Source organism: Catenulispora sp. EB89 (assembly GCF_041261445.1).
Classification (GTDB): Bacteria; Actinomycetota; Actinomycetes; order Streptomycetales; family Catenulisporaceae; genus Catenulispora.
Map to the genome: position 1 here is coordinate 468,054 of NZ_JBGCCU010000004.1, position 25,768 is coordinate 493,821.

At 71.2% G+C, this 25,768-nt stretch carries 24 protein-coding genes and 2 tRNA genes; 12 read left to right on the top strand and 14 right to left on the bottom strand.

The genetic code is table 11. The annotated features are described in order from the left end of the window. Positions 1 to 196 precede the first annotated feature (196 nt). The gene (locus ABH920_RS11700; protein ID WP_370348927.1) at positions 197 to 2,590 is read left to right on the top strand and encodes a tetratricopeptide repeat protein; all 2,394 of its coding nucleotides are present in this window, start codon (positions 197 to 199) and stop codon (positions 2,588 to 2,590) included. Between the two features lie 96 nt (positions 2,591 to 2,686). Then, on the top strand, positions 2,687 to 3,046 hold the full coding sequence (locus ABH920_RS11705) for a hypothetical protein (RefSeq protein WP_370348928.1): 360 nt from the start codon (positions 2,687 to 2,689) through the stop codon (positions 3,044 to 3,046). Positions 3,047 to 3,048: 2 nt separating this feature from the next. Here the strand turns inward: ABH920_RS11705 and ABH920_RS11710 are convergent, their stop codons facing one another. The 5 genes from ABH920_RS11710 to ABH920_RS11730 form a co-directional block, all read right to left on the bottom strand. Next, positions 3,049 to 4,593: a DHA2 family efflux MFS transporter permease subunit gene (locus ABH920_RS11710; protein ID WP_370348929.1), complete on the bottom strand. Its 1,545-nt coding sequence runs from the start codon at positions 4,591 to 4,593 to the stop codon at positions 3,049 to 3,051. Between the two features lie 112 nt (positions 4,594 to 4,705). Next, positions 4,706 to 4,778: transfer RNA gene (locus ABH920_RS11715), tRNA-Arg, on the bottom strand. 83 nt (positions 4,779 to 4,861) lie between these two features. Then, positions 4,862 to 4,934 (bottom strand) — tRNA-Trp (locus ABH920_RS11720). Between the two features lie 11 nt (positions 4,935 to 4,945). After that, the gene (locus tag ABH920_RS11725) at positions 4,946 to 6,151 is read right to left on the bottom strand and encodes a hypothetical protein (RefSeq protein ID WP_370348930.1); all 1,206 of its coding nucleotides are present in this window, start codon (positions 6,149 to 6,151) and stop codon (positions 4,946 to 4,948) included. 84 nt (positions 6,152 to 6,235) lie between these two features. Then, positions 6,236 to 7,702 (bottom strand): gamma-aminobutyraldehyde dehydrogenase, encoded by a 1,467-nt coding sequence (locus ABH920_RS11730; RefSeq protein WP_370348931.1) that lies wholly within the window; start codon positions 7,700 to 7,702, stop codon positions 6,236 to 6,238. Positions 7,703 to 7,838: 136 nt separating this feature from the next. Here ABH920_RS11730 and ABH920_RS11735 point away from each other — a divergent pair, with 136 nt between their 5' ends. The 4 genes from ABH920_RS11735 (at position 7,839) to ABH920_RS11750 (ending at position 11,904) form a co-directional block, all read left to right on the top strand. Continuing rightward, the gene (locus ABH920_RS11735) at positions 7,839 to 8,330 is read left to right on the top strand and encodes an Lrp/AsnC family transcriptional regulator (protein ID WP_370348932.1); all 492 of its coding nucleotides are present in this window, start codon (positions 7,839 to 7,841) and stop codon (positions 8,328 to 8,330) included. 63 nt (positions 8,331 to 8,393) lie between these two features. After that, positions 8,394 to 9,770, top strand: coding sequence for an aspartate aminotransferase family protein (locus tag ABH920_RS11740; RefSeq protein ID WP_370348933.1), 1,377 nt, complete (start codon positions 8,394 to 8,396; stop codon positions 9,768 to 9,770). Positions 9,771 to 9,826: 56 nt separating this feature from the next. After that, positions 9,827 to 10,507, top strand: coding sequence for a pyridoxamine 5'-phosphate oxidase family protein (locus tag ABH920_RS11745; RefSeq protein WP_370348934.1), 681 nt, complete (start codon positions 9,827 to 9,829; stop codon positions 10,505 to 10,507). Further along, positions 10,495 to 11,904 (top strand): NAD(P)/FAD-dependent oxidoreductase, encoded by a 1,410-nt coding sequence (locus tag ABH920_RS11750; RefSeq protein WP_370348935.1) that lies wholly within the window; start codon positions 10,495 to 10,497, stop codon positions 11,902 to 11,904. Before ABH920_RS11745 ends, ABH920_RS11750 begins: the two co-directional genes overlap by 13 nt. A gap of 134 nt (positions 11,905 to 12,038) precedes the next feature. Here ABH920_RS11750 and ABH920_RS11755 read toward each other — a convergent pair whose 3' ends face one another. Beyond that, the gene (locus tag ABH920_RS11755; protein ID WP_370348936.1) at positions 12,039 to 12,593 is read right to left on the bottom strand and encodes a TetR family transcriptional regulator; all 555 of its coding nucleotides are present in this window, start codon (positions 12,591 to 12,593) and stop codon (positions 12,039 to 12,041) included. A gap of 161 nt (positions 12,594 to 12,754) precedes the next feature. Between ABH920_RS11755 and ABH920_RS11760 the strand changes: the two genes are divergently transcribed. The 5 genes from ABH920_RS11760 (at position 12,755) to ABH920_RS11780 (ending at position 17,476) form a co-directional block, all read left to right on the top strand. Further along, positions 12,755 to 13,672: an oxidoreductase gene (locus tag ABH920_RS11760; protein ID WP_370348937.1), complete on the top strand. Its 918-nt coding sequence runs from the start codon at positions 12,755 to 12,757 to the stop codon at positions 13,670 to 13,672. A gap of 256 nt (positions 13,673 to 13,928) precedes the next feature. After that, complete coding sequence (locus ABH920_RS11765) at positions 13,929 to 14,753, top strand: ATP-binding cassette domain-containing protein (protein ID WP_370348938.1); 825 nt, start codon at positions 13,929 to 13,931, stop codon at positions 14,751 to 14,753. Between the two features lie 115 nt (positions 14,754 to 14,868). Further along, positions 14,869 to 15,603: a hypothetical protein gene (locus ABH920_RS11770; protein WP_370348939.1), complete on the top strand. Its 735-nt coding sequence runs from the start codon at positions 14,869 to 14,871 to the stop codon at positions 15,601 to 15,603. Further along, positions 15,600 to 16,637 (top strand): ABC transporter ATP-binding protein, encoded by a 1,038-nt coding sequence (locus ABH920_RS11775; protein ID WP_370348940.1) that lies wholly within the window; start codon positions 15,600 to 15,602, stop codon positions 16,635 to 16,637. Before ABH920_RS11770 ends, ABH920_RS11775 begins: the two co-directional genes overlap by 4 nt. After that, positions 16,634 to 17,476 carry an ABC transporter permease subunit gene (locus ABH920_RS11780; RefSeq protein WP_370348941.1) on the top strand — a complete coding sequence of 281 codons (843 nt, stop codon included), beginning with the start codon at positions 16,634 to 16,636 and terminating at the stop codon, positions 17,474 to 17,476. Before ABH920_RS11775 ends, ABH920_RS11780 begins: the two co-directional genes overlap by 4 nt. Here ABH920_RS11780 and ABH920_RS11785 read toward each other — a convergent pair. The 5 genes from ABH920_RS11785 to ABH920_RS11805 all read right to left on the bottom strand — a co-directional run bounded on the left by ABH920_RS11785 (position 17,473) and on the right by ABH920_RS11805 (position 21,876). After that, entirely contained in the window at positions 17,473 to 18,189 is a 717-nt protein-coding gene (locus tag ABH920_RS11785; RefSeq protein WP_370348942.1) for an NAD(P)-dependent oxidoreductase, read from the bottom strand. The genes ABH920_RS11780 and ABH920_RS11785 overlap by 4 nt on opposite strands. A 32-nt stretch (positions 18,190 to 18,221) precedes the next feature. Further along, positions 18,222 to 19,655 (bottom strand): MFS transporter, encoded by a 1,434-nt coding sequence (locus ABH920_RS11790; RefSeq protein WP_370348943.1) that lies wholly within the window; start codon positions 19,653 to 19,655, stop codon positions 18,222 to 18,224. 19 nt (positions 19,656 to 19,674) lie between these two features. Further along, positions 19,675 to 20,097 carry a VOC family protein gene (locus ABH920_RS11795; RefSeq protein WP_370348944.1) on the bottom strand — a complete coding sequence of 141 codons (423 nt, stop codon included), beginning with the start codon at positions 20,095 to 20,097 and terminating at the stop codon, positions 19,675 to 19,677. 62 nt (positions 20,098 to 20,159) lie between these two features. Further along, positions 20,160 to 21,317 (bottom strand): 23S rRNA (adenine(2503)-C(2))-methyltransferase RlmN, encoded by a 1,158-nt coding sequence (gene rlmN, locus ABH920_RS11800; protein WP_370348945.1) that lies wholly within the window; start codon positions 21,315 to 21,317, stop codon positions 20,160 to 20,162. A 7-nt stretch (positions 21,318 to 21,324) separates the two neighbouring features. Continuing rightward, complete coding sequence (locus ABH920_RS11805; protein WP_370348946.1) at positions 21,325 to 21,876, bottom strand: PadR family transcriptional regulator; 552 nt, start codon at positions 21,874 to 21,876, stop codon at positions 21,325 to 21,327. A gap of 271 nt (positions 21,877 to 22,147) precedes the next feature. Here ABH920_RS11805 and ABH920_RS11810 point away from each other — a divergent pair, with 271 nt between their 5' ends. Continuing rightward, positions 22,148 to 22,939 (top strand): alpha/beta fold hydrolase, encoded by a 792-nt coding sequence (locus ABH920_RS11810; protein ID WP_370348947.1) that lies wholly within the window; start codon positions 22,148 to 22,150, stop codon positions 22,937 to 22,939. A gap of 80 nt (positions 22,940 to 23,019) precedes the next feature. Here the strand turns inward: ABH920_RS11810 and ABH920_RS11815 are convergent, their stop codons facing one another. The 3 genes from ABH920_RS11815 to pyrH form a co-directional block, all read right to left on the bottom strand. Continuing rightward, positions 23,020 to 24,168, bottom strand: a complete 1,149-nt coding sequence (locus ABH920_RS11815; RefSeq protein ID WP_370348948.1) for a phosphatidate cytidylyltransferase — start codon at positions 24,166 to 24,168, stop codon at positions 23,020 to 23,022. Between the two features lie 155 nt (positions 24,169 to 24,323). After that, on the bottom strand, positions 24,324 to 24,881 hold the full coding sequence (frr, locus tag ABH920_RS11820) for a ribosome recycling factor (RefSeq protein WP_370348949.1): 558 nt from the start codon (positions 24,879 to 24,881) through the stop codon (positions 24,324 to 24,326). A gap of 117 nt (positions 24,882 to 24,998) precedes the next feature. Then, positions 24,999 to 25,763, bottom strand: a complete 765-nt coding sequence (pyrH, locus tag ABH920_RS11825) for a UMP kinase (RefSeq protein ID WP_012785746.1) — start codon at positions 25,761 to 25,763, stop codon at positions 24,999 to 25,001. Between the last annotated feature and the right edge of the window lie 5 nt (positions 25,764 to 25,768).

Genomic DNA, 25,768 nt, shown 5'->3' on the forward strand with positions numbered 1-25,768 from the left:
CCCGATCCCGGTGGGCGCGGCCCCGGCTCCGCCCCACGCAGCCGGGTCGCCGCCGCACCGTCAGTTGCGCGACTCGCAGGGTCGAGGTTATGCATTGGCGATACCCGGAAGCGAGAATCCCGTACAACTCCGTACACTCGTCCGCAAGCCGTAGACCTGCGGCGATCCTCGGAAGCGGTGCCACGGAAGGGGTTCTGTGACGGACGAGACGATCTCCGCGGCGCCCGAGCCGGCGGGGGCGGTGGATCTTGCCGACTTCATCGAGCGGCTGCGGACGCTGCGGGCGCACGCCGGCTCGCCGTCGTTCCGGGTGCTCGCCAAGCGCGTCGGGCCGCTGCTGAAGCCGCCGCAGGAGATCACGCACTCGACGGTCAGCGACGTCTTCGATCCGAGCCGGCGACGGCTGAACCAGGAGCTGGTCGCGGCGATCGTGCAGGCCCTCGGCGTCCCCGAGGCGCAGGTCCCGCGCTGGCGCGCGGCGTGTGTGGCGGCGCACGCGACCCGGCGCCCGACCGGCACCGCCGGGGTGTTCCGGCAGCTGCCGGCGGAGCTGGCGACGTTCACCGGCCGACGTGCGGAGCTGGCCGCGGTGATGGGGCTGGTCGGCGCCGCGGACGCCGCTGGAGCTGCTGGAGCTGCTGGCGCCGCTGGCGCAGCCGCCGATATCAGCGCCGCTGATATCACCCCGCCCCACACCGTCGTGGTCTCCGCGATCGAGGGCATGGCCGGCGTCGGCAAAACCCAGCTGGTCATCCGCGCCGCCCACGAACTGGTCCGCGCCGGCCGCTTCGCCGACGTCCAGCTCTACGTGAACCTGCGCGGCTTCGACGCCGACGCCGACCCCGCCGACCCGGCCGACGTCCTCGACTCGTTCCTGCGGCAGCTGGAGGTGCCGGCCCGGCGGATCCCGGCGGACCGGGCCGAGCGCGCCGCGATGTTCCGGGACCGGATCGCCGGCCGCGACGCGCTGGTGGTGCTGGACAACGCCGCCGACGAGGCCCAGGTCGCCGATCTGATCCCGGCCGATCCGCGGTGCCTGGTGCTGGTCACCAGCCGGCGGAACCTGGCCGGGCTGGACGGCGCGCGCCTGTTCCGGCTGGACGTCTTCCCGCTGCGCGACGCGCTGGAGCTGCTGGCACGCGTGGTCGGCGACGAACGGGTCGCGGCCGAACCGGACGCCGCCGAGCAGGTGGTGCGGCTGTGCGGGCTGCTGCCGCTGGCGGTGTCGTTGGCGGCGGCGCGGCTGCGGTCGCGGCCGGCGTGGAGCCTGGAGCGGCTCGCGGCGTATCTGCGGGACAGCGGGCTGGACGCGGTGCGGGCCGGGAGCAGGGAGCTGCGTCCGGTGTTCGATCTCTCCTACCGCGACCTCCCGACGGACCCGGCGCGCGCCTTCCGGATGGTGAGCCTGCATCCCGGCCGCGGCTTCACGACCGGCGCGGTGGCGGCGCTGATGGGGACGTCGGAGGGCGCGGCGCGGGGCGCGCTGGAGATGCTGGTCGACGAGAACCTGGTCGAGCAGCGCACCGCCGACCGCTACGAGCTGCACGACTTGCTGCACGCCTACGCCTTGGAGCGTGCCGAGATCGACGAGAGCGCGGCGGAGCGGGACGAGGCGCTGGCGCGGTTGCTGTCGTGGTACCTGCACACCGCCGAGAACGTCTCGCGCGCCGTGGAGAAGCGGCGCCTGCTGGAACCGCTGCCGCCGCGCCCGGGCGAGCCGGCGCCGCCCCGGTTCGACTCGGCACCGGAGGCGATGGCCTGGTACGACGCCGAGCGCGGGAACCTCAGCGCGGTCCTGGCGCTCGCCGCCGACACCGGCCGGCACGAGCTCGCGCTGCGGCTGCCGGTGACGCTGCTGGGCTGCTACCAGCTGCGCAAGGACTGGACCCACTGGCGGGCCGGCTACGAGAGGGGGCTGGCCAGCGCGCGCGAGATCGGCGACCGGGCCGGGGAGAACCGCCTGCTGAACGGCCTCGGCCTGGCCCTGTACGACGTGCAGGAGTACGAGAAGGCGGTCGAGGTCTACGAAGCCGGCTTGGCGGTGGCCGAGGAGCTGGGCGACCTGTCGCAGGTGGCCTCGATCCTGGGCAACATCGCCGGCTGCCACAGCCGCCTCGGCGACTACGCCACCTCCGAACAGATGCACCTGCGCGGCCTGGAGCTGTTCCGCGAGGTGGGGAACCCGCAGAACCTGGCCTCGTCGCTGACGAACCTGGGCAACATGCTGCAAGAGGCCAAGCGCCTGGAGGAGGCGCGCACGGCGCAGACGGAGGCGTGGGCGGCGGCGCGCGAGGCCGGCAACCGCCGGTACGAGGCGATCATCCTGTTCAACCTCGCAGAGGTCTGCATGGACCTGGGCCGCCTGGCGGAGGCCGAGGAGGACTACCGCCTGTCGGTGGCGGCCGCCCGCGAAGCCGGGGACCGCCCGGTCGAGGCGGAGGCGCTGCGGTCGCTGGCACGGCCGCTGAGGGCCCTCTCGCGGCCCGCGGAGGCCCGGGAGGTGTTGCGGGAGGCGCTGGCGGTTTTCGAGGCGCTGGGGTCGCCGGAGGCGGCGGTGACGCGGGAGCGGTTGGCGGAGCTGGGAGGGTAATCCCCGACGGCGCGGGCGCGAGGCGCCGGTTACCTCCGGATCACGAGCGGCGTAGCTTGATATCAGAGGTCATATTCACTGCGAACGGGGATATTCATGAATGCCGATCCGCAGCACGAAGGCACCGTCGAGCGGCCCGACCCGGGGGAAGTCACAGGCGGTGCCGTCGAACGGCCGGCCCCGGGCTACACCGGTGGAGCCGTCGAACGACCCGATCCGGACATGACCGGCGGGGCCGTCAAGCAGCCCGACCCGAGCGAGATCTCCGGGGCCGTCGAGCAGCCCGATCCGGACGTCACCGGCGGGGCCGTCAAGCAGCCGGACCCGAGCGAGACGTCCGGCGCTGTCAAGCAGCCGGACCCCGAGGTCACCGGCGGCGCCGTGAAGCAGCCCGACCCGAGCGAGATCTCAGGCGGGGTCTCCCAGCCCGACCCGGGCGGCGTGACCGGCGGCTGATCTCAGGCCGAAGCCCCGCCGACCCCCGCCGGAGCGTTCCCCGCTCCCCGCTGGTGATCCGGCTCCAGCCCCGGACTGCCGATCGGCAGACACGTCGTGCACTGCGGTCCCTCGACCGGGTGCTCCGGGGTCGGCCGGGTCGCCGCGTCGCGGATGCCGAACCACGCGATCGCGCCGCTCACCGCGAACAGCGCCGCCGACAGCACCATCGCCTTGCTGAACGCCGGCTCCAGCTTGGCCGGATCCGCGTACCCGTCGCCCTTCAGTCCCACCAGCAGCGGGAACGCCGCCACCGCCAGCGCCCCGGCCGCGCGCGCCACGGCGTTGTTCACGCCGCTGGCGATACCCGCGCGGTCGGTGGTGGTCGAGTTCAGGACCGTCACGGTCACCGGGACCGCGACCATCACCATGCCCAGCGAGAACACCAGCAGCGCCGGCAGGATGTGCGCCCAGTAGTTCGGGTGGTGCCCGGAGGTCGCCAGGAGCAGCGTGCCGATCGCGGTCAGCACGCCGCCGGCGGTCATCAGGCGGCGCGCGCCGAGCTTCGTGGTCAGGGCGCCGACCCGGGAGGACAGCGTCATCATCACGATCGTGGTCGGCAGCGACGCCAGCCCCGCCTGGAGCGGCTTGTAGCCGCCGACCACCTGCAGGTACGTGGCGAAGAAGAAGAACAGCGCGCCGAGCGCCCCGTACGCGGTCAGCGTCAGGGCGTTGGCCGCGCTGAACTCCCGGGAGCTGAACAGCGACAGCGGCATCATCGGGGCCGGCGAGCGCCGTTCCACCAGCACGAAGGCCACCAGCGCGGCGATCCCGGCCACAGCCGTCACGATCACGCTCGCCGATCCCAGCCCCTTCGCCCCGGCCTCGACCAGCGCGTAGGTGACGCCGGCCAGTCCCAGCGCGCCGAGGACGGCGCCGGGCAGGTCGAAGTGGCCGGCGACCAGTTCCCTGGACTCCGGCACGTAGCGCAGCGCGATCGCCACCACCGCGACCGCCAGCGGCAGGTTGATCAGGAAGATCCAGCGCCACGACGCGTACTCGATCAGGTACCCGCCGACCAGCGGGCCGGCCGCGCCGGCGATGCTCGCCAGGCCGGACCAGGCGCCGACGGCCTTCGCGCGGTCGTCGGGGTGGAAGACGGACTGGATCAGCGCCAGGGCGCCGGGCGTCAGCAGCGCGCTGCCCACGCCCTGGATCGCCCGGAACGCGATCAGGAAGCCCAGGCTCGGGGCCAGGCCGCAGGCCAGGGAGGCGAGCGCGAACCAGATCACGCCGATCAGGAACACCCGGCGGCGGCCGAAGCGGTCGCCGAGCGAGCCGCCGACGAGGACGAACGCCGCCAGCGTCAGCGTGTAGCCGGTCACGGTCCACTGCAGCCCGGCCAGCGAGGCGCCGAACTGGTGGCCGATCCGCGGCAGCGCGATGTTCACGACGGTCCCGTCGAGGAACGCCATCGCCGAGCCCAGGATGGTGGTCGCCAGGACGCCGCGGCCGATCGGCGTGCCCAGTCGGACGCTGCCCGCTTCGGCGGAGGCAACCGGGGTCACGACTCGTTCACCATGCGGACCATCGTGTCACGGGCTGGGGGCGAGCGCATGCCGTCAGGGGCGCGGGGCTGGCAGGACCATGACACGAGGTGAGCGACGGCGATTCGCGGGGCCCAGGCGGCCGGATTCGAACCGGCGTCCTCCGCATCCGTAGTGCGGCGCGATTTCCTCTGCGCTACGCCTGGATTCACCCGCCGCCGCGTGTCAGGAGCATGGCACGAAAGCCCGCGCTCGCGCGACAGCGTTCGGCGACGCGGTTGGGCGAAGGACCGGGCGGCCGGATTCGAACCGACGTCCTCCGTATTTGGAGTACGGCGTGACTGCCTCTGCACCACACCCGGAAGGGAGCACCCTACAGCGCCGCCCGATCGGAGACGAGGCCGTCCACCACCGCCAGCCGATACGCGTCGCAGTCCACGCACTCACGGATCAGCTCGGTGTACGGCCCCGGCTCGATCAGCGGAGCACCGAGGTCGATCGGCGTCCGCGGAAGGCCGGCGCTCCCCAGAGCGCCGTCGGCGGCGTCCAGGATCGGATCCACCGCCCCGGCCAGCATCGAGGCACGCACCGGCTCGACCATCCGCGACAACGCGCCGGCGCGCTCCTGCTCCAGTACCCACACCGGCTCCGGCCCGGTGGTGAGAGCCAGCGTCACATAAGCGGCCCAGCGGATCGCCGGCTCTGTCAGGCTGCTGTTGACGCGCCGCAGAACCCAGTGCACCAGCACCGGATCGTCAGCCACCAGCAAGGGCTCCAGCACCGACGCGTCCTTGTTGTGCGTCTTCAACCGGGACACGAAATCGGGCCGGAAGCCGCCGGCCGCATCCGCCAGGCGGACCAGGCCGACTCGCAGCGCGCGGTCGGCCCCGGGCGTGAAGTACGCATGCTCCAGCACTGCGATGTCATGGCGCTCCCGCAGTACGTGCTCCCGGACTTTCGCGAGCTCGTAGGCCGGATTCCGGTCGAGCGCGACGCGCATCGCGCGCGTCCCGGAAACCCCGAGCGCGTGGTCGACGAACTCCGGGTGCAGCGGACCGCGGTCCAGCATGCGCGTCAGGATCCCGCCGGCCGCCTCGTTCGTGGCGCACTCGCCGAGGAACGCCTCCCGCACCCCGGGCGGCGCCATCGCCAACAGCACCGCCGAGGCGTCCACGCCACGCGGCCAGCGCGAAGCCCGGCCCGACCACGATCCGGGATCGGCGTGCTCAGGATGCACGACGGAGTCGATCAGCTCCGGCACCGAGCCGCGGTGGGAACCGGCGCGCATCGCCAATGCCAGCCAGGAATCCTCGTCGTCCCCGACCCACCGCTGCACCAACGCCGCGACGACGGCGAGCAGCTGCCGACGCCAGGGCTCGAAGTCGCTGCGGGTGACACGGAGCCCCTGCGGCTCGCGACCGCTCAGGTAGTCCTGGGTCAAGGAGTCGATCGGCACCAGCAGGCCCAGCAGTTCCACCGCCGGGCGGGTGTGCACCACCACGTCGGCGGCGTCCAGCGCGCCGGACATCAGGCCGGTGATCAGCTCGCCGCGCTCACGGAAGTGGGTGCTCGCGTCCATGCGCTCATCATGGTCGAACGCGCGTGGGGCCGGCCCGGGAATTCCCGAGCCGGCCCCGCGCCGTGCCGGCCGCGCCGGGGCGCGTCAGCCCTCGATGTTGCTCATCACGTGCTTGATCCGCGTGTAGTCCTCGAACCCGTACACCGACAGGTCCTTGCCGTACCCGGAGTGCTTGAACCCGCCGTGCGGCATCTCGGCGACCAGCGGGATGTGCGTGTTGATCCACACGCACCCGAAGTCCAGCGCCTTCGCCGCGCGCATCGCCTTGCCGTGGTCCTTGGTCCACACCGACGAAGCCAGCGCGTACTCCACACCGTTGGCCCAGCTGAGCGCCTGCTCCTCGCCGGAGAACTTCTGCACGGTGATCACCGGCCCGAAGACCTCGTTCTGGATGATCTCGTCGTCCTGCTGCAAGCCGGAGACGACGGTCGGTGCGAAGAAGAAGCCCACGTCCCCGACCCGGGTCCCGCCGGTCTCCACCTTCGCGTGCGCCGGCAGCCGGTCGATGAAGCCGGTGACGTGGCGCAGCTGGTTGGCGTTGTTCAGCGGGCCGTACAGCACGTCCTCGTCGTCCGGGTTGCCGGTCTTGGTGTTCTTCGCGGCCTCGGTCAGCTTCTCGACGAAGGCCTCGTACGCCGCGTCCTCGACCAGCACGCGGGTGGCCGCCGTGCAGTCCTGTCCGGCGTTGAAGAACCCGGCGACCGAGATGCCCTCGACCGCGGCGTCCAGGTCGGCGTCGGCGTAGACGATGACCGGGGCCTTGCCGCCGAGCTCCAGGTGCACGCGCTTGACGTCGGCGGCGGCGCTCTTGGCCACCTCCATGCCGGCCCGCACCGAGCCGGTGATCGAGGCCATCGCCGGGGTCTTGTGCTCGACCATCGCGCGGCCGGTGTCCCGGTCGCCGCAGATCACGTTGAACACGCCGGCCGGCAGGATCTCGCCGATGATCTCGGCCATCAGCAGGGAGGACATCGGCGTGGTGTCCGAGGGCTTGAGCACCACGGTGTTGCCCGCGGCGATGGCCGGCGCGAACTTCCACACCGCCATCATCGCCGGGTAGTTCCAGGGCGCGACCTGCGCGCAGACCCCGACCGGCTCGCGCCGGATCCAGGAGCTGTGGCCGGCCAGGTACTCGCCCGAGGCGGTGCCCTCCAGCATCCGGGCGGCGCCGGCGAAGAAGCGGATCTGGTCCACCATCGGGGGCAGTTCCTCCGAGGCGGTCAGGCCCAGCGGCTTGCCGGTGTTCTGCGACTCCACCGCGACGATCTCGGCGGCGCGCGCCTCGATCGCGTCGGCCACCTTCAGCAGCAGCCGCTGCCGCTCCGAGGGGGTGGTGTCGCGCCAGGCCGGGAAGGCCTCGGCAGCGGCGCGCATCGCGGCGTCGACGTCGTCGGGCTCGGAGATCGGCGCGTTCGCGACCACCTGCTCGGTGACCGGGTCGATGATCTGGCTGGTCCGGCCGGACACGGTGTCGACCGGCTTGCCGCCCACGTAGTTGCGCAGCTGGCGTGGTTCCACGGTGTGGTTCTCCTCTGGGATCAGGTGGATCATGGCCGGTCCGGATGAGACCAGCCTACACAGTTGAGTCGACAGTGACGATGGATTCAGTGCTCAAAAACGCCCTCGCGTACGGATTCCATCGAGGAAGCCTTGCCAAGATACCGTTCCCGTTGTCACAATCCCTTTCGTGACCGACAGGACGAACGACCGGGCCAGCGGCGGCGTGGGCGGCTACCACTTGGACCCGCTGTCCAAGGCCATCATCGAGCAGCTCCAGCAGGACGGTCGGCGCGCCTACGCGACGATCGGCCGCGCGGTGGGCCTGAGCGAGGCGGCGGTGCGCCAGCGCGTGCAGAAGCTGATCGACGCCGGCGTGATGCAGATCGTGGCCGTGACCGACCCGCTGACCGTGGGCTTCCACCGCCAGGCGATGATCGGCATCCGCGCCGAGGGCGATCTGGAGCCGGTGGCCGACGCGCTGGCGGCGATGGCCGAGGTGGACTACGTGGTGATGACCGCCGGGTCCTTCGACCTGCTGGTCGAGGTGGTCTGCGCGGACGACGACCACCTCCTGGAGATCATCAACAAGCGGATCCGTGCTCTCCCGCAGGTCCGGTCGACCGAATCTTTCGTCTACCTGAAGCTTCGCAAGCAAACGTACACCTGGGGCGCTCTGTAACGGCAAGAACGACGCCCGCGACAGCCCCGCCCCGAACGATCCACTCCTTGACGCGAGGAAGATATGAGCACCGACAGCCAGGACAAATCCGCCTACGACCATCTCTGGATGCACTTCACCCGGATGTCCGGGTACAAGGACAGCCCCGTGCCGACGATCGTCCGGGGCGAGGGCGCACGCATCTACGACAGCAACGGCAAGAGCTACCTGGACGGCCTGGCGGGCCTGTTCGTCGTGCAGGCCGGGCACGGCCGCGTGGAGCTCGCCGAGGCGGCCTACAAGCAGGCCCAGGAGCTGGCGTTCTTCCCGCTGTGGAGCTACGCGCACCCGCAGGCGATCGAGCTGGCCGACCGGCTGGCCCACTACGCCCCCGGCGACCTGAACAAGGTGTTCTTCACCACCGGCGGCGGCGAGGCCGTGGAGACCGCGTGGAAGCTGGCCAAGCAGTACTTCAAGCTGGTCGGCAAGCCGATGAAGCACAAGGTGATCTCCCGGAACATCGCCTACCACGGCACCCCGCACGGCGCGCTGTCCATCACCGGCATCCCGGACGCCAAGAAGTACTTCGAGCCGCTGGTCCCCGGCGCGCACAAGGTGCCGAACACGAACTACTACCGCGCCGACGAGATCACCGGCGTGCCCGGCATGAGCGAGGAGGAGTTCGGGATCTGGTGCGCCAACCAGGTCGAGAACATGATCCTCACCGAGGGCCCGGACACGGTCGCGGCGGTGTTCGTCGAGCCGGTCCAGAACTCCGGCGGCTGCTTCCCGCCGCCGCCCGGATACTTCCGGCGGCTGCGCGAGATCTGCGACGAGTACGACGTCCTGATGGTCTCCGACGAGGTCATCTGCGCGTTCGGCCGGCTGGGCACGATGTTCGCCTGCGACAAGTTCGACTACGTCCCGGACATCATCACCTGCGCCAAGGGCATGACCTCCGGCTACTCGCCGATCGGCGCGACCATCGTCTCCGACCGCATCGCGGCGCCGTTCTACGAGGGCACCAACTACTTCCCGCACGGCTACACCTTCGGCGGCCACCCGGTCTCCTCGGCGGTGGCGCTGGCCAACCTGGAGCTGTTCGAGCGCGAGGGCCTGAACCAGCACGTGCTGGACCACGAGGGCGCGTTCCGCTCGACGCTGGAGAAGCTCAAGGACCTGCCGATCGTCGGCGACGTGCGCGGCGACGGGTTCTTCTACGGCATCGAGCTGGTGAAGGACAAGGCCACGAAGGCGACGTTCGACGACGACGAGTCCGAGCGCCTGCTGCGCGGCTTCCTGTCCAAGGCGCTGTTCGACGCGGGGCTGTACTGCCGCGCCGACGACCGCGGCGACCCGGTGGTGCAGCTGGCGCCGCCGCTGATCGTCGGGCAGAGCGAGTTCGACGAGATCGAGCAGACGCTGCGCTCGGTGCTCACCGAGGCCTGGACGCGGCTGTAGCCGCGCAAGCCTGGCGCCTTCGGTCCCCTTGCCGGAGGCGTCTTTTCTCCCCCTGAATGGTTCTGATACAGATGAACGCCCTGGGCTCCACATCACGAACCCGAGTCCGCCGACTGCCCGAGAAGGCGGCCACCGACCACGCCGCGCTGCACACCGTCCTGGACGCCGGCCTGGTCGCGCACGTCGCGGTCACCGACAACAGCGGCCCGAACGGCGCGGCGCAGCCGTACATCCTCCCGGTCGCCTACGCGCGGGACGGCGAGCGGGTGCTGTTCCACGGCTCGACCGGCTCGCGGCTGTTCCGCGCGCTGGCCGAGGGCGCGCCGACGTGTCTCACCGTCACGCTGCTCGACGGTCTGGTCGTGGCGCGCTCGGCCTTCGAATCCTCGATGAACTATCGGGGTGCGATGGTCCTGGGGACCTGCCGGATGCTGCCGGAGAGCGAGAAGGAGGCGGCGCTGGAGCGGATCACCGAGCACCTGATGCCCGGCCGCTGGCAGGAGCTGCGCGCGCCGAAGCGCAAGGAACTCGCGGCGACCGTGGTGCTGGCGCTGCCGCTGACCGAGGCCTCGGTGAAGATCTCGACCGGCGACCCCGACGACGATCCGGACGACCTGGATTCGCCGGTGTGGGCCGGGGTCGTACCGCTGCACGAGGTGTACTGCGACCCGAGGCCGGCGGCGAACCTCGACCCGGGAATCGACGTGCCCGCCTCCGTCAGGAAGTGGCGCCGGTGAGCACCGTCGACGGCAGTCTCTCGCTGTGGCTGGAACAGGCTTCAGCCACCGACGCCGCGCCGAGCCGGCCCGCGCCGGACCGCGACATCGAGGCCGACGTCGCGATCGTCGGCGCCGGCTACACCGGCCTGTGGACCGCGTACTACCTCGCCAAGGCCGATCCGTCGCTGCGGATCGTGGTGCTGGAGCGCGAGTTCGCCGGGTTCGGCGCGTCGGGACGGAACGGCGGCTGGTGCTCTTCGCTGTTCCCGTCCTCGCTGGCGAAGGTCGCCAAGGTTGCGAAAACCAGTGGCGGCCGAGAGCGCGCAACCGCCTTGCAGCGCACGCTGAACGAGACCGTCGACGAGGTCGGGCGCGTCGTGGCGGCCGAGGGCATCGACTGCCACTTCACCAAGGGCGGCACCGTCGTCCTGGCGCGCACGCCGATCCAGCTGGACCGCGCGAAGGCCTCGATCGAGGAGGAGCGCTCGTACGGCTTCGGCGAGGAGGACGTCCGGCTCCTGAGCGCGTCCGAGGCCTCGGCGATGGCCGGCGCGACGAACGTCCTCGGCGGCACGTTCACCCCGCACTGCGCGGCGATCCAGCCCGCGCTGCTGGCGCGCGGCCTGGCCGAGGCGGTCGAACGGCTCGGCGTGACGATCCACGAGCACACGGCGGTCACGGCGATCCGCGACGGCGTCGTGGAAACCGCGGGCGGCCGGCGCGTCCGGGCCGGCAAGGTCGTGCGCGCGACCGAGGGTTACACGCCCTCGATCGCCGGCTTCCAACGCGACGTGGCCCCGGTGTACTCGCTGATGGTCGCGACCGAACCATTGCCGGACGCGGTCTGGGAGCAGATCGGGCTGGCCGAGCGCCAGACCTTCTCCGACTTCCGCCACCTGATCATCTACGGCCAGCGCACCGCCGACGGCCGGCTGGCGTTCGGCGGACGCGGCGCGCCGTACCACTTCGGCTCGCGGATCGAGGCCGGCTTCGACCGGGACGACCGGGTGCACGCCGAGATCCGCCGCACCCTGCGCGAACTGTTCCCGGTGCTGAAGGACACGACGTTCACCCACCGCTGGGGCGGGGCGCTCGGCGTGCCGCGCGACTGGTTCGCCTCGGTCGGCTACGACCCGGCGCGCCGCCTGGGCTGGGCCGGCGGCTACGTCGGCGACGGCGTGGGCGCCACCAACCTGGCCGGCCGCACGCTCGCGGACCTGCTGACCGGCAGCGACACCGAGCGCACCCGGCTGCCCTGGGTGAACCACCGCTCGCCGCGCTGGGAGCCCGAACCGCTGCGCTGGCTCGGCGCGAACATCGGCCTGCGGACGATGAGCGCGGCCGACGCCGAGGAGGAGCGAACCGGGAAGGCTTCGGTGCGCGCGAAGGTGTTCGGGCGTTTCCTCGGGCACTGATTCAGAGGTGTGGAGAGACGGCCGATCCGTCGCCGCTACTTGGTTAGCTGGTCCAGCCCTGCCAAGACCCACTCAGCGAATTCCATGTCCCACCCCTCGGCTCGCCGCGAACAGACGACGCCCGGAACCTCAGCTCAGACCGCGAAGGCTTGACCAGCCTCTTCGAACGCCGCGTCGAGGACTGAGGCGGGGTCCTCCCGGCCGTCGGAGGCGGCCCAAAACTGCATGGCGCCGGCGAACGCGAGCAGACCGAGGCCGGCGGCGAACTGATCACGCGGGCTGGGGACGTCCCGGCCGGCGCGGCGCGCCAGGACCGCGGCGAGGTCGTCGCGCAGCAGGTCCTGGCGTTCGGCGAAACGCGCGCGCAGCGCCGGGATCTGCATGGTGTGGCGGATCAGGGCCACCGACTTCTCGCGGTCCTCGGCGAAGTCCTCGGCGGTGACGGTCTTGACCGCCTCGCGGATCGCGACCGCCGGCGGCTCCTCGGCCGGCCGCGCGGCGACCTCGGCGACGATCGCCTCGCAGACCACGACGACGGAGGAGATGACGACGTCCTCCTTGGACGCGAAGTACCGGAAGAACGTCCGGCGGCTGACGCCCGCGGCGGCGGCGAGCTCGTCGACGGTCGTCTCCTCGAAGCCCTGCCGGGCCAGCAGGCGCAGCGCGGCCTCGGCCAGCTCGTCGCTCACCAGCCGGCGTTTGCGCTCGGCCAGCGTTAATCCAGGCTCTTCGGTTCTGCGCCTCACCCGACCACAGTAGCAGCGTGTCGGCGCCTGAGGGTCATTGTTGACACTGAGTGCCAAGCAAGGCATCGTGTGCAGCAGACCGCACGGCACGAGGAGGAGAAGTCATGAGCACGAAGTGGACCGCCGACGCGATCCCGGCCCTGGCCGGACGCACGTTCGTGGTCACCGGCGCGAACAGCGGCCTGGGGCTGGAGGCCGCGCGGCTGCTGGCCGGGAACGGCGCGCACGTGGTGATGACCGCGCGCAGCCAGGCCAAGGGCGAGGCCGCGGCGGCCCGGATCGGGCAGGACGTGCCGGGCGCGTCGCTGGAGCTGCGGACGCTGGACCTGGCCGACCTGGACTCGGTCCGGGCCTTCGCCCGGGGGCTGCACGACGACAAGGTCGGCGTCGACGTCCTGATCAACAACGCGGGCGTCATGATGGCGCCGCAGGGCCAGACGAAGCAGGGCTTCGAGGTGCAGTTCGGCACCAACCACCTCGGGCACTTCGCGCTCACCGGGCTGCTCCTGGACCTGCTCACAGAAGGCAGCGACCCCCGCGTGGTGACCGTCTCTTCGACGTTCCACAAGCAGGGGTCGATCGACTTCGACGATCTGATGCGGACCAAGAGCTACAACCCCAACGCCGCCTACGCGCAGTCGAAGCTGGCGAACCTGTTGTTCGGCCTGGAGTTGCAGCGCCGGCTCAGCGCCGCCGGCTCCCCGGTGCGCTCGCTGATGGCGCACCCCGGGTACTCGGCCACGAACCTGCAGTTCGCCGGGCCGACCGGCTGGCGCAAGGCGATGATGTACGTCGGCAACCCGCTGTTCGCGCAGAAGGCGTCGATCGGCGTGCTGCCCGAGGTGCGGGCCGCGGTCGCGCCGGACGTGGTCGGCGGCCAGTACTACGGCTCCCCCAAGTTCATGGAGATGCGCGGCTACCCGGAGCTGGTGCAGCCGAGCAGGCGCGCGCAGGATCCGGCGGTGGCGGCGCGGCTGTGGGAGGAGTCGGAGAAGCTGACCGGGGTCGTGTTCCCGCTGTAGGCGCGGTCTGATTCCGGTTCGGCTCTGCTGTGACTCCGATGTAGCTCCGTTGTCGGTCCGCTGTAGCTCCGGGCCGGATTCCCGCTTTTACTATGGATTCCGCGCTGTTCGAACACTGCCGGGCACGCGGGGGTACACGGCACGCATTCCACGACTCCCGGCGCCTGCGCCCCCGCCGCTGGTCCAGCGTGGGAGGGTCGCACATCCGGCGCAACGTTGGTTAGGCGGTTGCGCCCTTCAGGGCACACGGCTGCTCGTGAGCATCCCGTCCGACAACCCGATCCTGCTGGCCCGCGACTTCGGGCCCGACGCGGTCTCCCTCGCCGTCGGCGAAGGCGAGATCGTGGCCCTCAGCGGCGCCTGCGACGAAGCGTTCCTGCGCGCACTGTCCGGCGCCGACCCGGCGTGGCCGGGCGGACTGTGGCTGAAGGGCGAGCCGCTGCACACCCTGCGGCCGGCGGCCCGGCTGCGCTTCGCCCACGCGCAGTGCGCCGTCGTCCCGCGCGTCGGCAAACTGCTGGCCGAACTCACGGTCCTGGAGAACACGGCCCTGCCGTTGATCCTGACCGGCCTCGGCCGCCAGGAAGCGCGCCGCCGCGCCCTGCGCTGGCTGGAGCGCCTGGACGCCGTCCACTGCGCCGAATGGCGGGTCGCGGAGCTGACCCCGTCGGAGATGCGCCGCGTGGCGCTGGCCCGGGCGCTGGTGCTGGACCCGGCGGTGCTGCTGGCCGAGGACCCGACCGAGGGCCTGAGCGCGCCGGAACGCTTCCACCTGCTGCGGATCCTGCGCGCGGCGTGCGGCACACACGGCCTGACGATCGTGGTCGCCAGCGACGACCCGGACGTGATCGGCTGGGCCGACCGGCGGATCACGGTGAAGGTCGCCGCGGCCGAGGCGGCGGAACCGGTCGCCGAACCAGCTGCCGAACCCGCCGTCCCGGCGGTCGCCGCTCCGATCACCGACCCGGCCACGATGATGGGCCACCAGTCACGGGGCCTGCCGCACCGGATCGGCCGGCACGCGCGCGGCGAGCACCGGTTCTCGTCGTCGGTGGGCTCCGGATCGGAGCGCGGCCGATGAGCACCCTGACCACGACGCCGGCAGCCACCACGCCGGCCTGCTCGACCACCCGCGTCGACGGCCCACACGCCGCCGTTGCGCAGCCGTGCGGCGCTTCCGGTTGGGAGGCCTCGCGATGAGCGCCCTGACCACCACCCCCATCGCCCGCTTCGACTACCGCCTGCGGATCGCCGCAGCGCTGCTGCGCGCCGCGCCGCGCGCCGAGCACCTGCTCGTCGGCGGCATGGCGCTGGCCTCGGCCGCCGCCGCGTGGCCGTTCGCCGGGGCCCTGTACCCGGCGGTCGCGATCCCGGCGCTGCTCGCCCTGGCCGCCCTGATCCGCCACCATCTCGACGGCCTCGACGCCCGCCGCGACGCCCTCACCGCCGCCGGCGCCGACCCGGCCGACACGCTGGTGATCCAGGTCGCCGGTCCGCTCGGGGCGACGTGCGCGGGCACCGTGCTCGGGATCGGCGCCTCGGTCGCCGTCGGCCGGCCCCCGGCGCACGCGCTGCTCCCGCTCGCCGTCGGCCTCGTCGCCGCGCTTCTCATCCGGCGCGCGTGGCTCGGGGCGCCGGCGCTCGCCACCGGTTCGGTGGTCGCGCTGGTCACGGCCGCCCTGGTGCGGGTGTCGTCGTCCGCGTCCACCGCCGCGCCGTTGGCTGAAGCGCGCTCCCGGAGCGGCGCCGTCGTGCACCTCCCCCAAGCCACCGCCTCCGCCTGGAGCGCCGCGTGGCCGACCGCGCTCGCCGCGGTCCTCGCGCTGGCCGCGACGCAGCTCGTCATCGCGCGGCGGCAGCAGCTCCGCGGCCTGGCGCGCGCCCTGACCGCCGCGGCCATGCGCCGCATGATCGCGAGGAGCGGCGCATGATCCGGGCCGTCGGACTCACCAAGCGCTACGGCGACAAGGTCGCCGTGGACCACGCCGACTTCACCGTCGAGGCCGGGACCGTCACCGGCTTCCTCGGCCCGAACGGCGCCGGCAAGTCCACCACGATGCGCATGGTCCTGGGGCTGGACCGGCCGACCGACGGCACGGTCACGGTCGACGGCAAGCCGTACCGGAACCTTCCGGTGCCGCTGCGCGAGGTCGGTGCACTGCTGGACGCCAAGGCCGTGCACGGCGGCCGCACCGCCTACAACCACCTGGCGTGCCTGGCCAAGTCCAACGGCATCCCGCTGCGCCGGGTCGACGAGGTGATCGGCCTGGTCGGGCTGGAGCAGGTGGCGAAGAAGCGCTCGAAGAACTTCTCCCTGGGCATGGGCCAGCGCCTGGGCATCGCCGCGGCGCTGCTCGGCGACCCCGGCACGCTGCTGTTCGACGAGCCGGTCAACGGCCTGGACCCCGAGGGCATCCTGTGGGTCCGCAACCTGATGAAGTCGCTGGCCGCGCAGGGCCGCACGGTCTTCGTCTCCAGCCACCTGATGAGCGAGATGGCGCTGACCGCGGACCGGGTGATCGTCATCGGCCGCGGCGAGATCAAGGCCGACACCACGATGCGCGAGTTCATCGCGCAGAACGCGACCACGCATGTCCGCGTCCGCTCCCCGCACATCGGCAAGCTGCGCGAGCTGATGGTCGGGCAGGGCTGGCGCACCGAGGCCCTGCCGGACGACGACGGCGCGGTGGAGGTCTTCGACGTCGCCTCGGAGGCCGTCGGCGACCTGGCCGGCCAGAACGGCCTGTGGCTGCACGAGTTGGCGGTGGTCCAGCCGTCCCTGGAGGAGGCGTTCATGAGCATGACCGCGGACAGCGTCGAGTACCACGCCGGGGTGCCCGGCATGGAGCCCGGCCAGGTTCTGGGCCAGCCGGGAATGGGTCAATGGGGCGCGAGCCCGAACCAGGGTCAGGCTCAGGACCAGGTCCGGCCGCAGTCCGGCGACAGCGGGGAGGCCCGCCGATGACCGCCGCTCCCGCCACCGCGACCGGACCGGGGCCGGGGCGCGCCGTCGAGGGCCACGCCGGCTTCGGCAACGTGATCTCCAGCGAGTGGATGAAGATCCGCACGGTCCGCTCCACCTTCTGGACCCTGGTCGCCCTGTTCGCCGGCTCGGCGCTCATCACGCTGCTGATCTGCCTGGCCGCCGCGAACTCGTACGCCAAGGACCTGGCCGCCGGCAAGCCGGACTCGGCCGACATCGTCCTGGTCGGCCTGGCCTTCGTCGGCCAGATCGCGGCCTACGTCCTGGGCGTGATGACGATCAGCGCCGAGTACTCCACCGGCGGCATCCGCACCACGCTGACCGCGATGCCGCGGCGCACGGAGATCCTGGTGGCCAAGGCGATCCTGCTGGCCGCGTTGGTCTTCGTCATCGGCCTGGCCACCGCGTTCCTGTGCTTCTACCTGGGCAACATCCCGCTGAAGGCCAAGCACGTCGGCGTGGACATGTCCTATCCCGGCGCCACGCGCGCCATCTTCGGCAGCGCGCTGTACCTGGCCGGGCTGTCGGTGTTCGGGCTGGCGATGGGCTTCCTGCTGCGGCACACCGCTGGCGCCATCACCATCGGCCTGGCCCTGATCTTCATCATCGGCAACCTGGTGCAGCTCATCCCCGGCTCGGTCGGCCGCTGGCTGTTCAAGGTGATGCCGGGCAACGCCGGCGGGCAGGTGACCTCGTTCGGCGAGACGAACCGCCATCCGGACAAGGCGTTCGCGCCGTGGACCGGGTTCACGGTGTTCGCGATCGAGGTCGTGGTGCTGCTGATCGTCGGGGCGCTGCTGTTCGAGCGGCGGGACGCTTAGGCGCCTACCGCCAAGCCGTAGACGGCGGCCTGGCTGCGGTGCACCGTCGGCGTGTCGATCTGGTCCAGCACGGCGACGGCCAGGTCGGCGTAGGACAGGTGCACGGTGGCCTTGGGATCGAAGACGTCGTCCCCGAGGAGGTAGCGGCCGGTCGACCGGGTGTGGGACGCCAGGCCCGGCGGCGGGCTCAGGACCAGCCAGTCGACGCCGTCGGGCTGGTCGCGCCAGGCGTTCAGGCCGCGCAGCCGGGCCACGGCGAAGGGCCGCAGGAACTCGGGGAACGCCACGACGTCCTGGTACACACGCGAGACGTCGCTGGTCTTCAGCATCGCGAACAGGCCGATCTCGACCACGCGGCAGTCCCGGTCCGCGACCGCGCGGCTGAGGTTCTCGACGAGGTGCACGTAGTAGTCGTCGTCGAAGTCGTCGAACGACTCCGGTGGGGCCGTGAAGGGGGTCACGGCGTTCACCACCGCCGCGGCTTCGCCGGACACTCCGGAAATCACCGACTCGACACTGCCCGCGTCGGTGAGATCGCCGGCCACGACCGTGACATCGTCCCCCAGCTCGGCCAGCCCCGGATACCGGGCCGGATCCCGGACGACGCCGACCACGCGGTGCCCGCGGCGCAGCGCCTCGGCGACGATCGCCCGGCCAGCCCGGCCGCCGGCCCCGAAAACGATGATCGAGCTGTTCTTCCGGTCCATGGCCATGAGGCGGACGCTATCCCGGGCCGCCGGTCTCTTCAACGAAGCGCAGGCGGCGTCTGGACCAACTCGCGGGCGCCGACCCGGGGCGCGAGCAGCGCGGTCGCGCCGGCCGCCGCCGCCATGATCGCGAAGATCAGAATGTACATGCCCTGATTCCCGGGCCCGGCGTGGTGCAGCGCGTGGAACACCGCGCCGGTGCCGCCGGTCAGCGCGATGGCAGCCAGGCTGTCGCAGATCTGCATGGCCGAGGAGTTCGTGCCCTGACTCTCCTTCGGCGAGTACCGGAGCAGCAGCAGGTTCAGGGTCTGGTAGACCAGGCTCATCCCGAAGCCGCCGAGCACCATGCCGACCGCGACGATCACCGCCGGCGCCGGAAGCACCGCGGCCGAACCGGTCACGACGATCGACGCGATCGTCACCAGCGGCCCGAGCCGCACCATCGTCTCGCGCGAGAACGGCAGCTTCCCGCGGCTGGCGAGCTGCGCGGCGCCGGCCCAACTGGCCGCCTCGCCGACCAGGGTCAGGCCGGCGATCGTCGGCGACAGACCGCGGTCGGTCTCCAGCATCGTGGTGATGTAGTTCTCGGCCCCGAAGAAGGCGGCGCCGAGCACGCCGTGCATGACGATGACCGACGGCAGGCCGCGCGCGGCGCGCAACGTCCCGCGTGGCAACAGCTTGGGGACGCTCGGGACCAGCAGCGCGATCCCGCCGAGCGCCAGCACGATGCCGACCGGCGTGAAGTCCTGGCCCGAATACTGCAGCGCACCGGCGCCGACGGCGACGACGATCGCGAGCCGGACGCGTCGGCGAGGCGTGCCGCTCGCGCCGCTTTCCCCTGACGCCGCAACGGATCCGCTCATCCTCCGGAGCGGCGCGGCCGTCAGGGCCACCGGCAGCGGCACCAGCAGCGCCACGCCGAGGAAGACCCAGCGCCAGGACACGTCCTCGGTCAGGAACCCGGCCACCAGCGGACCGACGATCGACGGCATCACCCACAGCGCGGCCATCATCGCCAAGGCCGACGCGCGCAGGCTTTCCGGATAGCCGCGGCCGAGGATGACGTACAGCAACACCATCACCAGCCCGGCGCCGAAACCTTGCAACGCGCGCCCCGCGACCAGCTGCGCCATCGTGTCCGCGGACCCGGCGACGAGCAGCCCGATTCCGAAAACCGTTGTGCCGCCGAGGAAAGGCACCGCCGGCCCGGCCCGGTCCGCACGGACGCCGCTGACCACCATGCCGACCAGGCTGGCCGTGGTGAAGGCGGTGAAGCAGAGCGAGAGGTAGGCCGTGCCGTGGACCGCGCCGACGGCCACCGGCAGCGCCGTGAAGACGGCCAGACCTTCGAAGGCGGTCAGCAGGACCGAGGACGCCAGGCCGAGGGTGATGGCGAGATACCGAGGCGAGAACAGGGAATCCGGCTTCGCCGCTGAGAATCCGCTCCCGGCGGCCGCGGCTGAGGCGGACATCGTTCCAGCGTAGGGAAAATCAACCCTCTACGTCGGGTCCGTGCTCCCCGGGCGCCACGACCTCGATCTCGAAGCCGGCGGCGTCGGTGAGGTAGGCGGCGTAGTGGTCCGGTCCGCCGGCGTGCGGGTATTTCTCGGCGAACAGCGGCTGCCAGCCGTTTGCTTCTGCTGCCGCGTGGATGCGGTCGACCGTCGTACGGTCGGGCGCGTGTACCGCCAGATGGTTCAGGCCGGGACGCATCCGGTCGTAGGGCAGCCCCGGCCGGACCGCCGAGGACTGCTCGACCACCAGGTACGACTCGCCGATGCGCCAGCTGCGCCCGGCGGGCCAGTTCTGGTAGAGCGCCCAGCCGAGTTCGCCGAGGATCCAGTTCCAGGAGGGCTCGGCCGACGCCAAGTCCGCCACCCAGATCTCGACGTGGTGGAATCCGGACGGCGGCATCTGTGCTCCCAGCTCTCGGCGCTCCTCGGGTTCCGCGTGGCCCGCGTGGCCCGCGTGGTCCGCTACTTCACCGCCGCGGCGAGCTGACCACACGCTCCGTCGATGTCGCGGCCCCGGGTGTCGCGCACCGTGACCGGCACGCCCCACTCCTCCAGCCGGCGCACGAACTCGGCCTCGTCCTGCGGCCGGGAGGCGGTCCACTTCGAGCCCGGCGTCGGGTTCAGCGGGATCAGGTTCACGTGCACCAGCTTGTTGCGGAGCATGCGGCCCAGGCGGTCGGCGCGCCAGGCCTGGTCGTTGATGTCCTTGATGAGCGCGTACTCGATGGAGACCCGGCGCTTGGTGACCGAGGCGTAGCGCCAGGCGGCGTCGAGGACCTCGGAGATCTTCCAGCGGGTGTTCACCGGGACCAGGGTGTCGCGCAGCTCGTCGTCCGGGGCGTGCAGCGAGACGGCCAAGGTCACCGGGATGCGCTCGGCGGTCAGCTTCTCGATCGCCGGGACCAGACCGACCGTGGAGACGGTGATGTGCCGCGCGGACAGCCCGAGGCCGTCCGGCACCGGCTCGGTCAGCCGCCGCACGGCGCCGATCACGGCCTTGTAGTTGGCCAGCGGCTCGCCCATGCCCATGAACACGACGTTGGAGACCCGCCCCGGCCCGCCGGGCACCTCGCCGCGCGCCATCGTCCGGGCACCGGCCACCACCTGCTCGACGATCTCGCCGGTGGACATGTTCCGGGTCAGCCCGGCCTGGCCGGTGGCGCAGAACGGGCAGTTCATCCCGCAGCCGGCCTGCGAGGACACGCACATCGTGGTGCGGTCGCGGTAGCGCATCAGCACCGACTCGACGGTCGCGCCGTCGAAGAGCCGCCACAGCGTCTTGCGCGTGGTGCCGTTGTCGGCGGTCTGCTCCTGGATCGGCGTGAGCAGCTTCGGCGTGAGAATCCCGGCCAGCTCCTCGCGCTTGGCGGCCGGCACGTCGGTCCACTCGGCCGGATCGTCGGTGAGGTGGCCGAAATAGTGCTTGGAGACCTGCGCGGCGCGGAACCCCTGATGCCCCAGCTCGGTCAGCGCCTGCTTGCGCTCGGCCGAGGTGAGGTCGGCCAGGTGGCGCGGCGGCTTGGCCCGGCGCGGGGAGCTGAAGGTCAGCTCGCCGGGGCGCGGCGGCTTCGGCGCGATCTCGACGTCGACGGCGGGCGTTTCAGGAGCTTCAGCAGACATAGTGTTACTAGTTTCCCACGGCCGAGTGACCACTCTGCGCCTCGAGCTCCCCGATGGTGTTCCGCAGCCACTCGATCTCCGTGCGACTGGTCACACGCGCGATCTGCAGCACGCCGCGCCGGAAGGGGTCGCCGACGTCCTCGGCGCTGAGCGGACGGTCGCCCTCGTAGAAAAAGCTCGCGGGAGTGCTCAGGAACTCCAGACGGCGACGGAGGACGGCGGCCTGGGCTGCCGGGTCGTCGAGGTGGCGGAGGAACGCCAGGAGACAGAACCACTGGTTCTCGTCGGTGATGAAGATGTCATCGGGCTCACGCAGCATGAGCAGCAGCGTGCCGTGGCCGGCGGGGCTCAGCTCCAACATGTGCCGAGGCGCGGCGATCGACCCCGCCTCGAGGTTCTTGAGCACCAGGTCGGCCGCCACCAAGCGCTTGATCGCCGGGTAGAGCGTGCCGTCGGAGAGCGGTCGCACGTGGCCGGTGAGCGCGGCGAGACGCTTGCGCAGCTCGTAGCCGTACAAGCGGGACTCGAACAGGAAGCCAAGGATCGCGAACTCCAACACAGGTTGAGGATACCTCGACGCCGAGGTATGGTCCTCGCCATACCTCGACACCGAGGTATATCGGCACCGAGGTATATCGAATCGATGTACATCGGATCGAGATGCATCGACACCGAGGTATCTCGCTACCGAGGTACCGCGGTCACGATGCGCGCCTCGAATCGATGTACATCGGATCGAGATACCTCGCCGCCGAGGTATCTCGCTACCGAGGTACCTCGGTCACGATGCGCGCAAGCAGCGCGATGCACGCAAGCAGGAGGGGCAAGTCATGACACTGCACACCGCCGAAGTCCGCGCCGACGGCTCGGCCATCCACTGGACCGAACTGCCCGGCACCGAGCCGGCCCGCGTGTACATCCACGGCCTCGGAGGCAGCTCGGCCCACTGCTTCGCCGAGGTCGCCACGAGCGACGGCCTGCGCGGCCGGCGCTCCCTGCTCCTGGACCTGCTCGGCTTCGGCGCCAGCGACCGGCCCGCCGACGCCGGCTACACCATCGAAGACCACGCGGACTGGGTCGCGACCGCGCTAAGGACCGCCGGCGTATCCGGCGCGCAGATAGTCGCGCACAGCATGGGCGGCTCCATAGCGACAGTTCTCGCGCTCAGACACCCCGACGTAGTGACGAGCCTGGTCCTGATCGACTCGAACCTCGACCCGGCTCCGGAGATCCCGCGCTCCGGCTCCTCGCAGATCGCGCGTTATGGCGAGACCGTGTTCCTGCGCGGAGGCGGCTATGAGGAGACTCTGGCTCGTGTGAACCCGGGGTGGCGCGGGACGATGCGGATGGCCGGTCCCGTGGCTCTCTATCGGAGCGCGGCCAGCCTGGCGCGGTTCGAGGGGCGCGCAATTCTGAAGACGCTCGACATCCCGCGGACCTACCTCTACCCAGCCGCCGACGGCCCTCTGGAGGGCGCTGACGCACTGATCGACGCAGGGGTCCGGGTCGTGGCGCTGCCGGATTGCGGGCACAACATCACCCTGGACAATCCGACCGGCTTCGTCGAAGCGGTTCTCGCCTCCGAGGCGGCTACTGCGAACTCCTGGGTAGACGCTGCTTAACGGAATCAAGCTCTAATAACGAAGAGCCCTGCGAGATTTCCCTGTAGGGATTTCTCGCAGGGCTCCTGCTCTATAGGGCGCTACTTCCACCCGAGGAAGAGGCTCAGCAACAGCCACGCCACCGGTGCCGTCGCGAGCATCGAGTCCAGCCGGTCCATGATCCCGCCGTGGCCGGGCAGCAGGTTCCCCATGTCCTTGATCCCGAGGTCCCGCTTGATCACCGACTCGACCAGGTCGCCGAGCGTCGCCGAGGCCACTCCCGCGACGCCGAGCAGCACGCCCTGCCAGATCTTGCCGTCCAGCATCTGCGAGATGCCCACGGCGCCGACGGCGGCGGTCACGATCAGCGAGCCGACCAGGCCCTCCCAGGTCTTCCCGGGGGAGATCTTCGGGGCCAGCTTGTGCTTTCCGAAGAAGGCGCCGGTGGCGTAGCCGCCGGTGTCGTTGGCGATCGGCAGGGTCAGGAACAGGATCACGCGCTTGTAGCCGTTGTCCTGGGCCAGCATCAGCACCGCGAACGAGGCCAGCATCGGGACGTAGACCAGGGTGAACAGGCCGGCCGTGGCGTCGCGCAGGAAACCGTCCGCGCCCTCGGCCATCCGCCAGACCAGCACCGCCAGCGAGGTCATCGCCAGCACCGCGACCATCGCGGTCGGGCCGCCGAACCAGGAGCCGGCGATCATGCCGAGCCCGCCGGCGGCGATCGGGGGCCAGGGGACCTGGACGTCCCGGGTGGCCATCGCCCGCGCGAGTTCGCGGACTCCTATGACCACCGCGATCGCGACCACGACGGCGAAGGCGCCGCGCAGGAAGAGCGTGCCCAGCAGCACCGCGGCCAGGCCCACGCCGACGCCGATGGCGGCCGGCAGGTTGCGCCCCGCACGGCCCGGGGACTTGCCGGGGGCGTCGCCCGCGCTTCCGGGGTTGCCGCCCGCGCCGCGCGCACCGGCGCCGGAGCGTCCGCCACCGCCGCCGTTTCCGCCGCCGCCCGCGCCGTCGTCGGGACCGCCCGGACCGCCGGGGCCGCCCGAACCGCCAGGACCACCTCGGCCACCGGGTCCGCCCGAACCGCCGGGCCCACTCGGACCGCCGTAACCGCCCGGACCCGGACCAGGACCGCCAGGACCGCCGCGGCCCCGCGAGCCCGCGCCAGGACGCCCGGCACCGCCGCCGCCCGGCCCCTCGCCGGGGGCCTGCGCCTCACCGCGCCTGGTCTGCGTGGATGCCATGCGCCCGCACCATCCCCTACTCGCCCCTCGTGAACTCCGCCGTCCCTCTCCCGTGAACTAGGTGAGAAAAAACGCGACGGACCGGCAGCGATCATAGCCGCCGGTCCACGGTGGACGTCGGATAGCCTGCCCGGCCGGTGCGAGCCCCGAAGGGCTCAGACCTCCAGCAGCTCGGATTCCTTGTGCTTGAGCAACTCGTCGATCTTCCCGGTGTGCTTCTGGGTCAGGTCGTCCAGCTGCTTCTCGGCGCGGCGCACGTCGTCCTCGCCGGCGTCGCCGTCCTTGGCCAGCTTGTCCAGGGTCTCCTTGGCGTGCCGGCGGATGTTGCGCAGCGAGATCTTGGCGTCCTCGCCCTTGCTCTTGGCGACCTTGATGTACTCCTTGCGGCGCTCCTCGGTCAGCTGCGGGAACACCACCCGGATCACCACGCCGTCCGAGGACGGGTTCACGCCCAGGTCGCTGTCGCGGATCGACCGCTCGATCGCGCCGAGCGCCGTCTTGTCGTACGGCGAGATGACCACCATGCGCGCGTCCTGGACCTGGAAGGAGGCCATCTGGCTCAGCGGCGTGGGAGTGCCGTAGTAGTCGGCGGTCAGCTTGTTGAACATCGCCGGGTTGGCGCGGCCGGTACGGACCCCCGACAGATCCTCCTTGGCGACCTCGACGGCCTTGTCCATCTTCTCCTCGGCCTCGAGGAGGGTCTCATCGATCACTTGGGGGCTCCCTAGAAGTCTTCGCGCTCTGCTGTGTCCACTACAAAGCTCAAGCGCAGCTTAGTGCGTTCGCGGTCGGCCGCACTGAAACAGTGCGCGCTCGCCTTGATGCGCCGGTTAGTGCGCCGGGCCGATGACGGTGCCGAGCTTCTCGCCGCGGATGGCGCGCGCGATGTTGCCGGGCTGCAGGCCGAACACCACGATCGGCATGCCGTTGTCACGGCACAGGGACACCGAGGTGGCGTCCGCGATCTTCAGGTTGCGCGCCAGGAACTCGTCATAGGACAGCGTGTCGTACTTGACCGCGTCCGGGTTCTTGTTCGGGTCGGAGTCGTACACGCCGTCGGTGCCCTGCTTGGCCATCAGGATCGACTCGGCGTGGATCTCCAGCGCGCGCTGCGCGGCGGTGGTGTCGGTGGAGAAGTACGGCATGCCGGCGCCCGCGCCGAAGATGACCACGCGGCCCTTCTCCAGGTGCCGGATCGCCCGGCGCGGGATGTAGGGCTCGGCGACCTGGCTCATTGTGATCGCGCTCTGCACCCGGGTGGGGATGCCGAGCTTCTCCAGGAAGTCCTGCAGAGCCAGACAGTTCATCACTGTGCCCAGCATGCCCATGTAGTCCGCGCGGGAGCGCTCCATGCCGTGCTGCGACAGCTCGGCGCCACGGAAGAAGTTGCCGCCGCCGACGACGACCGCGACCTCCACACCGCCCTCGGAGACGACGTCCGCGATCTCCTTGGCGATGCTCTTGACGACCTCGGGGTCCACCCCGATCTGCCCGCCGCCGAACACCTCGCCGGAGAGCTTGAGCAGAACCCTGCGGTTCTTTTCAGTACGCGAAGGAACCGCCGCCGTGTCGGTTTCCTTATTGGTTTCCTTCACAGCAG

Excerpts from the sequence above, each read along its gene's own strand:
- ABH920_RS11810 (WP_370348947.1), top strand. The coding sequence starts at position 22,148 with ATGACACTGCACACCGCCGAAGTCCGCGCCGACGGCTCGGCCATCCAC.
- ABH920_RS11745 (WP_370348934.1), top strand. The coding sequence starts at position 9,827 with ATGGTTCTGATACAGATGAACGCCCTGGGCTCCACATCACGAACCCGA.
- ABH920_RS11775 (WP_370348940.1), top strand. The coding sequence starts at position 15,600 with ATGATCCGGGCCGTCGGACTCACCAAGCGCTACGGCGACAAGGTCGCC.
- ABH920_RS11725 (WP_370348930.1), bottom strand. The coding sequence starts at position 6,151 with ATGGACGCGAGCACCCACTTCCGTGAGCGCGGCGAGCTGATCACCGGC.
- ABH920_RS11740 (WP_370348933.1), top strand. The coding sequence starts at position 8,394 with ATGAGCACCGACAGCCAGGACAAATCCGCCTACGACCATCTCTGGATG.
- ABH920_RS11730 (WP_370348931.1), bottom strand. The coding sequence starts at position 7,702 with ATGATCCACCTGATCCCAGAGGAGAACCACACCGTGGAACCACGCCAG.
- ABH920_RS11785 (WP_370348942.1), bottom strand. The coding sequence starts at position 18,189 with ATGGCCATGGACCGGAAGAACAGCTCGATCATCGTTTTCGGGGCCGGC.
- ABH920_RS11795 (WP_370348944.1), bottom strand. The coding sequence starts at position 20,097 with ATGCCGCCGTCCGGATTCCACCACGTCGAGATCTGGGTGGCGGACTTG.
- rlmN (WP_370348945.1), bottom strand. The coding sequence starts at position 21,317 with ATGTCTGCTGAAGCTCCTGAAACGCCCGCCGTCGACGTCGAGATCGCG.
- ABH920_RS11815 (WP_370348948.1), bottom strand. The coding sequence starts at position 24,168 with ATGGCATCCACGCAGACCAGGCGCGGTGAGGCGCAGGCCCCCGGCGAG.
- ABH920_RS11790 (WP_370348943.1), bottom strand. The coding sequence starts at position 19,655 with ATGTCCGCCTCAGCCGCGGCCGCCGGGAGCGGATTCTCAGCGGCGAAG.
- ABH920_RS11705 (WP_370348928.1), top strand. The coding sequence starts at position 2,687 with ATGAATGCCGATCCGCAGCACGAAGGCACCGTCGAGCGGCCCGACCCG.
- ABH920_RS11780 (WP_370348941.1), top strand. The coding sequence starts at position 16,634 with ATGACCGCCGCTCCCGCCACCGCGACCGGACCGGGGCCGGGGCGCGCC.
- ABH920_RS11760 (WP_370348937.1), top strand. The coding sequence starts at position 12,755 with ATGAGCACGAAGTGGACCGCCGACGCGATCCCGGCCCTGGCCGGACGC.
- ABH920_RS11770 (WP_370348939.1), top strand. The coding sequence starts at position 14,869 with ATGAGCGCCCTGACCACCACCCCCATCGCCCGCTTCGACTACCGCCTG.